Source organism: Hydrogenophaga sp. (assembly GCF_022844385.1).
GTDB lineage: Bacteria > Pseudomonadota > Gammaproteobacteria > Burkholderiales > Burkholderiaceae_C > Hydrogenophaga.
This window is the reverse complement of record NZ_JALHLX010000110.1, coordinates 3,171-12,109: the sequence shown is the minus strand read 5'-3', so window position 1 is coordinate 12,109 and position 8,939 is coordinate 3,171. Positions and strand designations below refer to the sequence as shown.

Below are 8,939 nucleotides of genomic sequence, written 5' to 3'. Positions count from 1 at the left end.
GGGAAGTTCTTCGACATGCCCTTGACCATGTTGCGCGCGAACTGGAAGTAGGCGTCACCCAGCGGGTGCTTGCACGGCAGGTTGCGCACCTTGGGCAGCGCGCTGCCATCGGCGTGTTTGGCGGCCATCTCGCGCGCCAGCGCCAAGGCTTCTGCGGCCAGGCTCTCGGCAGAGGCGGCCATCTTGTCGAACAGTTTCTGGCCCGGCAGCATGGCGAGCATCTCGCTCTTCACCGGCTCGCCGCTCACGATCATGTTGAGCGCGGGCTCCACACCCAGGGCACGCGGCAGGCGCTGTGTGCCGCCGGCGCCAGGGATCAGGCCGAGCTTCACTTCGGGCAGCGCCACGCTGGTGCCGGGTGCGGCAATGCGGTAGTGGCAGCCCAAGGCGAGCTCCAGGCCACCGCCCATGCACACGCTGTGGATGGCTGCGATGACGGGTTTGGAGGTGTTCTCCACGGCCAGAATCACGGACAGCAGATTGGGCTCGGCCAGCGCCTTGGGCGAGCCGAATTCACGGATGTCTGCACCACCCGAAAACGCCTTGCCGGCGCCGGTGATCACGATGGACTTCACGGCAGCATCGGCTTCCGCCTTTTCCAGACCGGCGGCAATGCCCTGGCGGGTGGAGAGACCCAGACCGTTGACCGGCGGGTTGTTCATGGTGATGACGGCGACATCGCCGTGGACCTGGTACTCAGCGGTCATGGAATCTCCTTCGTTGTTGGCGGAAAGCGGGTGCCCGGGGGCATTGACTGTGATGTTCTTCCTGAAAAAGAACGATCGTTCGATTCTAGAAACTTGCTGCGCTGCCGCAAGGGCCACTTGTCGCCAGCGAGTCAGATAGCTGTGGCCTCACACCTCAAGCCATTCCTTGCGAATCTGGGCATCTGCGCGAAGCGTTTCAGGCGTACCCTCAAACACGATGCTGCCGTGCCCCATCACCAGCACGCGGTCGGAAATGCTCAGCGCGATGGTGAGCTTCTGTTCGATCAGCAGCACCGACACGCCCCGGCTTTTCAGCGTCTGCAGGTACTCGGCCACCAGCTCCACGATCTTGGGTGCGAGACCCTCGGTGGGCTCATCGATGATGATGAGGTCGGGGTCGCCCATGAGGGTGCGGCAGAGCGTGAGCATCTGCTGTTCACCGCCCGAGAGCACGCCGGCCTCGGTGTGCTCTCGCTCCTTCAGGCGCGGGAACATGGTGTACATGTCGTCAAAGCTCCAGCGCGCGCCGATGCCCTTGCCCTTTTGGCCGAGCTGCAGGTTCTGGTGCACGGTGAGCTTGGGAAAGATGTCTCGGTTCTCGGGCACGTGCCCAATGCCCAGGTGCGCAATCTCGAACGGCTTCTTGCCCAGGATGGGCTTGCCCTGCCAACTGACGCTGCCCGTGGAATCCACCAGGCCCATGATGGCTTTGGCGGTGGTCGAGCGACCCGATCCGTTGCGCCCGAGCAGGGCCACGATCTCGCCCTTGCCGACCGAAAATTGCACCCCGTGCAACACGTGGCTCTTGCCGTAGTAGGCGTGGAGGTCTTGTATGTCCAGCATGGTGTGTCCTCAGTGGCCCGCAGCCTGTTGATCCGCCAGCACCGAGCCCAAATAAGCTTCTTGAACGCGCGGGTTGGCGCGCACGGCCTCGGGTGTGTCGAAAGCGACCACCTCGCCATACACCACCACGGCAATGCGGTCGGCCAGGCCGAACACCACGCCCATGTCGTGTTCCACGGTCAGCAGCGTCTTGCCCACCGTCACTTCGCGGATCAGTTCGATGAAGCGGCTGGTCTCGCTCTTGCTCATGCCGGCGGTGGGTTCGTCCAGCAGGATCACTTGCGCGCCACCGGCAATGGTGATGCCGATCTCCAGTGCGCGCTGTTCAGCGTAGGTCAGGTTCATGGCCAGTGTGTCGTGCTTGCGCTCCAGGTGGATCATGCGCATGAGTTCTTCAGCACGGTCGTTGGCGTCTTTCAGATTCGCGAGGAACTTCAGAAAGGTGTACTTGTAGCCCAGGCTCCAGAGCACACCGCAGCGCAGGTTCTCGAACACGCTGAGCTTGGGGAAGATGTTGGTGATCTGGAAACTGCGCGAGAGGCCCAGCCGGTTGATCTCGAAAGGCTTCAGGCCGTTGATGCGCTGGCCGCCCAGCATCACGTCGCCGCTGCTGGGCTCGAAGCGGCCCGAGATCAGGTTGAACAGCGTGGACTTGCCCGCGCCGTTGGGGCCGATGATGGCCACGCGCTCGCCTGGATTCACGGCCAGGTTGACGCCTCGAATGATGTCGGTCTTGCCGAAGCTTTTGCGCAGGTCGCGCAGCTCCAGTGCCGGTGTGTTTTCCACCGTGGTCATGCTGCCTCCCGTTGCTGGATGAGTTTTTCAATCGTTACCTGGATGTCGTGCCACTGGCGCATGAAGCGCCGGCGCACCCACTCGAACAAGGCGAAGCCGACCGCCAGCACCACCAGCGAGCCCACCCAGCTCAGCGCGCTCTTGGCGTCAAGATCCACGCCGAAGAAACGCAGCAGCGTGTCTTGCCCGGCATTGAGTTGCAGGTGGTACATCATCTCGATCATGGCGCCGGCGCCGGCGAACATGACCACGCCGAACAGCGTGAGCAGCGCATAGCTGCCCAGCACGCGCTTGAGCAAGCCGTAGGCCGCCACGCGCACGTTCATCATGATCAGGCTGGCCACGCCGCCCGGGGCGTACATCACCATGAACAGGAAGATCAGGCCGAGGTAGAGCAGCCAGGCCTTGGTCAGCTCCGACAACAACACCGAGGCCAGCACCATGAGCACGCCGCCGATGATGGGACCAAAGAAAATGGTGGCGCCGCCAAGGAAGGTGAACAGCAGATAGGCACCCGAGCGTCCGGCACCAACCACCTCGGCCGTGACGATTTCGAAGTTGAGCGACGCCAGACCGCCCGCGATGCCGGCGAAGAAGCCCGCGATCATGAACGACAGGTAACGCACCTTCTGCGTGTTGTAGCCAATGAATTCCACCCGCTCCGGGTTGTCGCGCACGGCGTTCAGGATGCGGCCCAGCGGTGTGCGCGTGAACGCAAACATGAGGCCCACGCAGACGAAGGTGTAGACCGCGATCAGGAAATACACCTGCCGCGGCGGGCCGAAGGTGATGCCCATGACGGCCTCACCCACCACCCGGTTGCCCGACACACCCGCTTCACCCCCGAAGAAGTCGGAAAACATCAGCGACATGGCAAACACCAGTTCACCCACGCCCAGCGTGATCATGGCGAATGTGGTGCCGGCTTTCTTGGTGGTGACGTAGCCGAACAGGACGGCAAAGAACAGGCCCGCCAAACCACCCACCAGGGGCAGCATGATCACGGGGATCGGCAGTTGCCCGTCGGACGCGGCGTTGAGCGCGTGCATGGCCACATACGAGCCCAGCCCGGTGTAGACCGCGTGGCCGAAGCTGAGCATGCCGCCCTGCCCCAGCAGGATGTTGTAGGACAGGCAGGCAATGATGGCGATGCCCATCTGCGAGAGCATGGTCACTGCAAGGTTGCTGGTGAACACAAAAGGTGCGACCAGCAGGGCCAGGGCGAACAGGGACCAGACGATCACCCGGCCTTTGTTGAAACCGGTGTTGGGGTTGTGCATGTTGGTCATGTCGGGTCAGCCCTCTCGCGTGCCGAGCAGGCCTTTGGGGCGGAAGATCAGGATCAGCACCAGGAACAGATACGGCAGGATCGGCGCCACCTGGGACAGCGTGAGCTTGACGATCTCGTTGTTCTTGGCCGCATCCGAGAGTTCAATGCCGAGTTGCTGCGCGAGGTTGATGAAGGAATAGTCGAAGGCCACGGCAAAGGTCTGGATCACGCCGATGAGCAGCGAGGCGAGGAACGCGCCCGAGAGCGAGCCCATGCCGCCGACCACCACCACCACGAAGATCACCGAACCCACCGTGGCGGCCATGGCCGGTTCGGTGACGAAAGTGCTGCCGCCAATGACGCCAGCGAGACCCGCCAAACCTGTACCGGCGCCAAACACAAGCATGAACACGCGCGGCACGTTGTGCCCCAGGCTCTCCACGGTTTCGGGGTGGGTGAGTGCGGCCTGGATCACCAGACCGATGCGGGTGCGCGTGAGCAGCAGCCACAGCGCCAGCAGCATGAACAGGGCGACCAGCATCATGAAGCCGCGCGTGGCGGGAAACGGCGAGCAGATCACGTTCGCAGCGGAACACACCTCACTGGAAGCAGCACCCCAGACCATTTGCAGCGAGTCGTCGGCCAGGTGCACCAAGGTGAAAGCCGGGCCGCGCAACACTTCGGGTGGCGCGAAGTCCACCGCGGTGCGGCCCCAGACCAGTTGCACCACCTCGAGCAGGATGTAGGACAGACCGAAGGTCACCAGCAGCTCGGGCACATGGCCGAACTTGTGCACCTTGCGCAGTGCGAGGCGTTCGACCATCGCACCCATCACCCCCACCAGCACCGGGGCGACGATCAACGCCGGCCAGAAGCCGATCCAGCTGGACAGCGTGTAGCCCATGTAGGCGCCCACCATGTAGAAACTGGCGTGCGCAAAATTGAGGACGCCCATCATGCTGAAGATGAGGGTCAGCCCCGAGCTCAACATGAACAGCAACAGACCGTAGCTGATGCCGTTGAGCATGGAGATGATGAAGAACTCCATGAGTTCGCCTTTCGTGGCTGGTGTGTCAGCCGTCGGAGCACGTTGAAAACAAACCAGCGCCTGAAACGGCGCTGGTTCTACCCAAGGCAAGCACCGTGCACGAAACCGGATTCGTGCGCGGCGTCGCAGTCGATCAGCCTGGGCGCTTCATCTGGCAGCTGGTGGGTGTGCTGGAGATGTAGGAAGGGTATTCCTTCACAGGGGCCAGCGTCATGCCGGTGTTCTCCGGGCTGTACGGAAACTTGCCACCGGCCTTTTGCCAGACCGCAACGAACAGCGGCTGCTGCAACTGGTGATCCAGCTTGCGCATTTCCACTTCGCCGTTGAAGCCCTTGAACTTCAGGCCCTCCAGGGCAGCCGCCACTTTCACCGGGTCGGTCGACTTGGCCTTGGCCATGGCTTCGGAAACGGCCATGTAAGCCAATGGGATGGCGCCGGTGTACATGTCGTCCTTGTACTTGGCCTTGAACTCGTCGGCCCACTTGCCCATCTGGCCGCCCATGTTGTAGTGCTGGTAGGCCACCTGGAACACGCGGCCTTCGCCACCCGTGCCCAACGCGGTGGGGGTGCCCGTCACGCCGGTGTAGTAGGTGTAGAACTTGCCGTTGTAGCCGCCTTCGTTGGCCGCCTTGATCAGCAGCGCGAGGTCGGAACCCCAGTTGCCGGTGATCACGGTGTCGGCACCGGAAGCCTTGATCTTGGCCACGTAGGGTGCGAAGTCGCGCACCTGGGCCAGCGGATGCAGGTCTTCGCCGACGATCTTCACGTCGGGGCGCTTGCGCGAGAGGTTTTCCTTGGCAAAGCGCGCGACCTGCTGGCCATGCGAGTAGTTCTGGTTGAGCAGGTAGACGTTCTTGACGTCCGGCTGGTCCTTCATGAAGGTCGTCATGGCCTCCATCTTCATGGAGGTGTCGGCGTCAAAACGGAAGTGCCAGTAGTTGCACTTGCTGTTGGTGAAGTCGGGGTCAACCGCGGCGTAGTTCAGGAAGATCACTTCCTTGCCGGGGTTGCGTTCGTTGTGGCGGCTCACCGCGTCGATCAGCGCTCCGGCCACGGAAGAACCGTTGCCCTGGGCGATGTAGCGCACGCCCTGGTCGAGTGCAGCCTTGAAGTTGTTCAGGCTCTCGGCGGGGCTGAGTTTGTTGTCGAAGCCGATCACTTCGAACTTCACACCGGCCGGGTTGGACTGGGTGAATTTCTCGGCAAAGAACTGCCAGCTCTTGAGCTGGTTGTTGCCCACAGGACCCATCAAACCGGTCTGCGGGTCGATCAGGGCGATCTTGACGGTCTCGCCTTTCTGGGCGTGTGCGCCGAGTGCGCAAGCGAGCAGCGTGGCTGCGGTGAGGCTCTTGATGGCGAAGTGCATTGTCTGTCTCCGATGGTTTGGGGAAGTCGCGCATGCAGCTTACAAGCCTGTTGCGGTGCAGCACTCAGGGATACCCCCTAGGGGGTATCGCACTGGCGACTTTCATCGAAAAAACAAGGCGTCGGCGGGCCTCAGATGCCAGGCAACACGTAGTCCTTGAGCTGTTGACGCAATGTCATTTTTTGCATCTTGCCGGTGGCGCCCAGCGGGATCGCGTCGACAAACACCACGTCGTCCGGGATCTGCCACTTGGCGGTCTTGCCTTCGAAGAACGCCAGCAATTCCTCGCGGGTGACCTCGGCGCCCGGCTTCTTGACCACGACCACGATGGGACGCTCGTCCCACTTGGGGTGGCGCATGCCCACGCAGGCCGCCATGGCGATGGCCGGGTGGGCCATGGCGATGTTCTCCACGTCGATCGAACTGATCCACTCGCCGCCGGACTTGATCACGTCCTTGCTGCGGTCGGTGATCTGCATGAATCCGTCGGGATCGATGGTGGCCACGTCGCCGGTGGGAAACCAGCCCTGGCCCTGCGCGTCGTAGCGCAGCGGGTCGCCGCCCTCGCCCTTGTAGTAGCTCGCAATGATCCACGGGCCACGCACCAGCAGGTCGCCGTAGCTCTTGCCGTCCCACGGCAGCTCTTCACCCGCCTCGTCGACGATCTTCATGTCCACGCCGTACACCGCGCGGCCCTGCTTGAGCAGTATCTTGTGCTGCTCTTCGGCGGGCAGCGCCATTTGCGCGTTCTTCAACGAGCACACCGTGCCGAGCGGCGACATCTCGGTCATGCCCCAGGCGTGGATCACGGCCACGCCGTACTGGTCGTTGAAGGCCTTCATCATGGCGGGCGGGCAGGCCGAGCCACCGATCACGGTGCCCTTGAGCGTGCTGAACTTCAGGTTGTTGGCCTGCAGGTGGCCCAGCAGCATCTGCCACACCGTGGGCACGCCCGCGGCCATGGTCACCTTTTCGCTTTCCAGCAATTCGTAGATCGACTTGCCGTCCATCGCCGGGCCGGGAAACACCAGCTTGCAGCCGGTGGCGGCGGCCGAGTACGGCAGACCCCAGGCGTTGACGTGGAACATGGGCACCACCGGCAACACGCTGTCGCGCGCGCTCAGGCTGAGTGCGTCGGGCAACGCGGCTGTGAACGCGTGCAGGATGGTGGAGCGGTGCGAATACAGCGCGGCCTTGGGGTTGCCGGTGGTGCCGCTCGTGTAGCACATGCTTGAGGCCGAGTTTTCGTCGAACGTGGGCCAGTGGTAGGTGTCGGGCTGGTCGGCAATCCACGCCTCGTAGCTCTGCAGGCCGGGCAGGCCGCTGTCGGCGGGCAGCTTGTCAGCGTCGCACAGTGCAATCCAATGCTTGACCGTGGGGCATTTCGCCGCCACCGCCTTGACCAGCGGCAGGAAGGTCATGTCGAAACAGATGACCTTGTCCTCGGCGTGGTTCACGATCCAGGTGAGCTGGTCGGGGTGCAGGCGCGGGTTGAGGGTGTGCAGCACATGGCCGGTGCCGCTGACGCCGAAATACAGCTCCAGGTGGCGGTAGCCGTTCCAGGCCAGTGTGGCCACGCGGTCACCAAAGCTCAGGTTCAGCGCGTTCAGCGCATTGGCCACCTTGCGCGAGCGCACGGCGATCTGGCCCCAGTTGCTGCGGTGGATGTCGCCCTCCACCCGGCGGGAGACGATCTCGCCGCTGGCGTGGTGCCGCTCGGCGTGCACGATCAGTGTCGAAATCAAAAGAGGTTGGCTTTGCATCTGGCCGAGCATGGGGAATCTCCGGTGTGGTTATGGTGGATCCGAACAATCGGCCGATCATGCCGCAGACGCTTGCGATACCCCACCCGGGTTGGCCCGGATAGCCCGGAAGGCAGTGGGTGCAAGTCGTCTCGGTGACAATCAAGCGCATGAGTTTCCCCTTGGCCTGGACCCACCGCTTCGCCGATCTCGGCCCCGATTTCCACACCGAACTGCGCCCCACCCCCCTGCCCGATCCGCACTGGGTCGGCCAGAGCCACGCAGTGGCACGCGAACTCGGACTCGATGACGCCTGGATGCAGGGCGACGAAGCCCTGCAGGCTTTCACCGGCAATGCGGTACTGCCCGGCATGCGGCCGCTGGCCAGCGTGTACAGCGGTCACCAGTTCGGCCACTGGGCGGGACAGTTGGGCGATGGCCGTGCCATCCTGCTGGGTGAATTGCCCGGGCCGTCCGGTCCGCTGGAAATCCAGCTCAAGGGCGCCGGGCTCACGCCCTACTCCCGCATGGGCGACGGCCGCGCCGTGCTGCGCAGCTCCATCCGCGAATTTCTGTGCAGCGAAGCCATGCACGCGCTGGGCATCCCCACCAGCCGTGCACTGTGCATCACCGGCTCACCCGGCCTGGTGCGGCGCGAAGAGATCGAGACCGCAGCGGTGGTCACGCGTGTGGCGCCCAGCTTCATCCGCTTCGGCCACTTCGAACATTTCTCCCACAGCGGTCAACATGCCCAGCTGCGCATCCTGGCTGATTTCGTCATCGACCACTTCTACCCCGCCTGCCGCGAGGCGCCGGGCAACCCGTATGCCGCGCTGCTCGAAGCCGTGAGTGCGCGCACCGCCGGGATGGTCGCGCAGTGGCAGGCCGTGGGCTTTTGCCACGGTGTGATGAACACCGACAACATGAGCATCCTGGGCCTGACCATCGACTACGGTCCGTTCCAGTTTCTCGACGCCTTCGTCCCCGGCCACATCTGCAACCACAGCGACACCGGCGGGCGCTACGCCTACAACCGGCAGCCCAACATCGCCTACTGGAACCTGTTCGCCCTTGGCCAGGCCCTGCTGCCGCTGATGGACGAACAGCAGCAGGCGCTCGACGCCCTGGAGCCCTACAAGGCCTTGATGCCGGCCGCGCTGCAGCGGCG

Annotated in this window: 8 protein-coding genes; 1 reads left to right on the top strand and 7 read right to left on the bottom strand. The window is 63.5% G+C overall.

Annotated elements, in window-relative coordinates; genetic code table 11:
- From Q0C59_RS15455 to Q0C59_RS15425, 7 genes are all read right to left on the bottom strand, one after another.
- Positions 1-707: enoyl-CoA hydratase/isomerase family protein (locus Q0C59_RS15455; protein ID WP_291217037.1), on the bottom strand; the 707-nt coding region annotated here is incomplete at its 3' end.
- A 147-nt stretch (positions 708-854) separates the two neighbouring features.
- Positions 855-1,550, bottom strand: coding sequence for an ABC transporter ATP-binding protein (locus Q0C59_RS15450; RefSeq protein ID WP_291217035.1), 696 nt, complete (start codon positions 1,548-1,550; stop codon positions 855-857).
- 9 nt (positions 1,551-1,559) lie between these two features.
- The gene (locus tag Q0C59_RS15445; RefSeq protein WP_291217032.1) at positions 1,560-2,345 is read right to left on the bottom strand and encodes an ABC transporter ATP-binding protein; all 786 of its coding nucleotides are present in this window, start codon (positions 2,343-2,345) and stop codon (positions 1,560-1,562) included.
- The gene (locus Q0C59_RS15440; RefSeq protein ID WP_291217030.1) at positions 2,342-3,625 is read right to left on the bottom strand and encodes a branched-chain amino acid ABC transporter permease; all 1,284 of its coding nucleotides are present in this window, start codon (positions 3,623-3,625) and stop codon (positions 2,342-2,344) included. Before Q0C59_RS15440 ends, Q0C59_RS15445 begins: the two co-directional genes overlap by 4 nt.
- A 15-nt stretch (positions 3,626-3,640) precedes the next feature.
- Positions 3,641-4,663: a branched-chain amino acid ABC transporter permease gene (locus Q0C59_RS15435; RefSeq protein ID WP_291217028.1), complete on the bottom strand. Its 1,023-nt coding sequence runs from the start codon at positions 4,661-4,663 to the stop codon at positions 3,641-3,643.
- 133 nt (positions 4,664-4,796) lie between these two features.
- Entirely contained in the window at positions 4,797-6,029 is a 1,233-nt protein-coding gene (locus Q0C59_RS15430; RefSeq protein ID WP_291217025.1) for a branched-chain amino acid ABC transporter substrate-binding protein, read from the bottom strand.
- Between the two features lie 131 nt (positions 6,030-6,160).
- Positions 6,161-7,804: a 3-(methylthio)propionyl-CoA ligase gene (locus Q0C59_RS15425; RefSeq protein WP_291217024.1), complete on the bottom strand. Its 1,644-nt coding sequence runs from the start codon at positions 7,802-7,804 to the stop codon at positions 6,161-6,163.
- Positions 7,805-7,941: 137 nt separating this feature from the next.
- Here Q0C59_RS15425 and Q0C59_RS15420 point away from each other — a divergent pair.
- A partial coding sequence (locus Q0C59_RS15420) for a YdiU family protein (RefSeq protein ID WP_291217022.1) occupies positions 7,942-8,939 on the top strand: 998 nt, incomplete at its 3' end.

What these genes read in the sequence shown, in the direction of transcription:
- Q0C59_RS15450 (WP_291217035.1), bottom strand. Translation starts at nt 1,550, where the DNA reads ATGCTGGACATACAAGACCTCCACGCCTACTACGGCAAGAGCCACGTG.
- Q0C59_RS15445 (WP_291217032.1), bottom strand. Translation starts at nt 2,345, where the DNA reads ATGACCACGGTGGAAAACACACCGGCACTGGAGCTGCGCGACCTGCGC.
- Q0C59_RS15440 (WP_291217030.1), bottom strand. Translation starts at nt 3,625, where the DNA reads ATGCACAACCCCAACACCGGTTTCAACAAAGGCCGGGTGATCGTCTGG.
- Q0C59_RS15435 (WP_291217028.1), bottom strand. Translation starts at nt 4,663, where the DNA reads ATGGAGTTCTTCATCATCTCCATGCTCAACGGCATCAGCTACGGTCTG.
- Q0C59_RS15430 (WP_291217025.1), bottom strand. Translation starts at nt 6,029, where the DNA reads ATGCACTTCGCCATCAAGAGCCTCACCGCAGCCACGCTGCTCGCTTGC.
- Q0C59_RS15425 (WP_291217024.1), bottom strand. Translation starts at nt 7,804, where the DNA reads ATGCTCGGCCAGATGCAAAGCCAACCTCTTTTGATTTCGACACTGATC.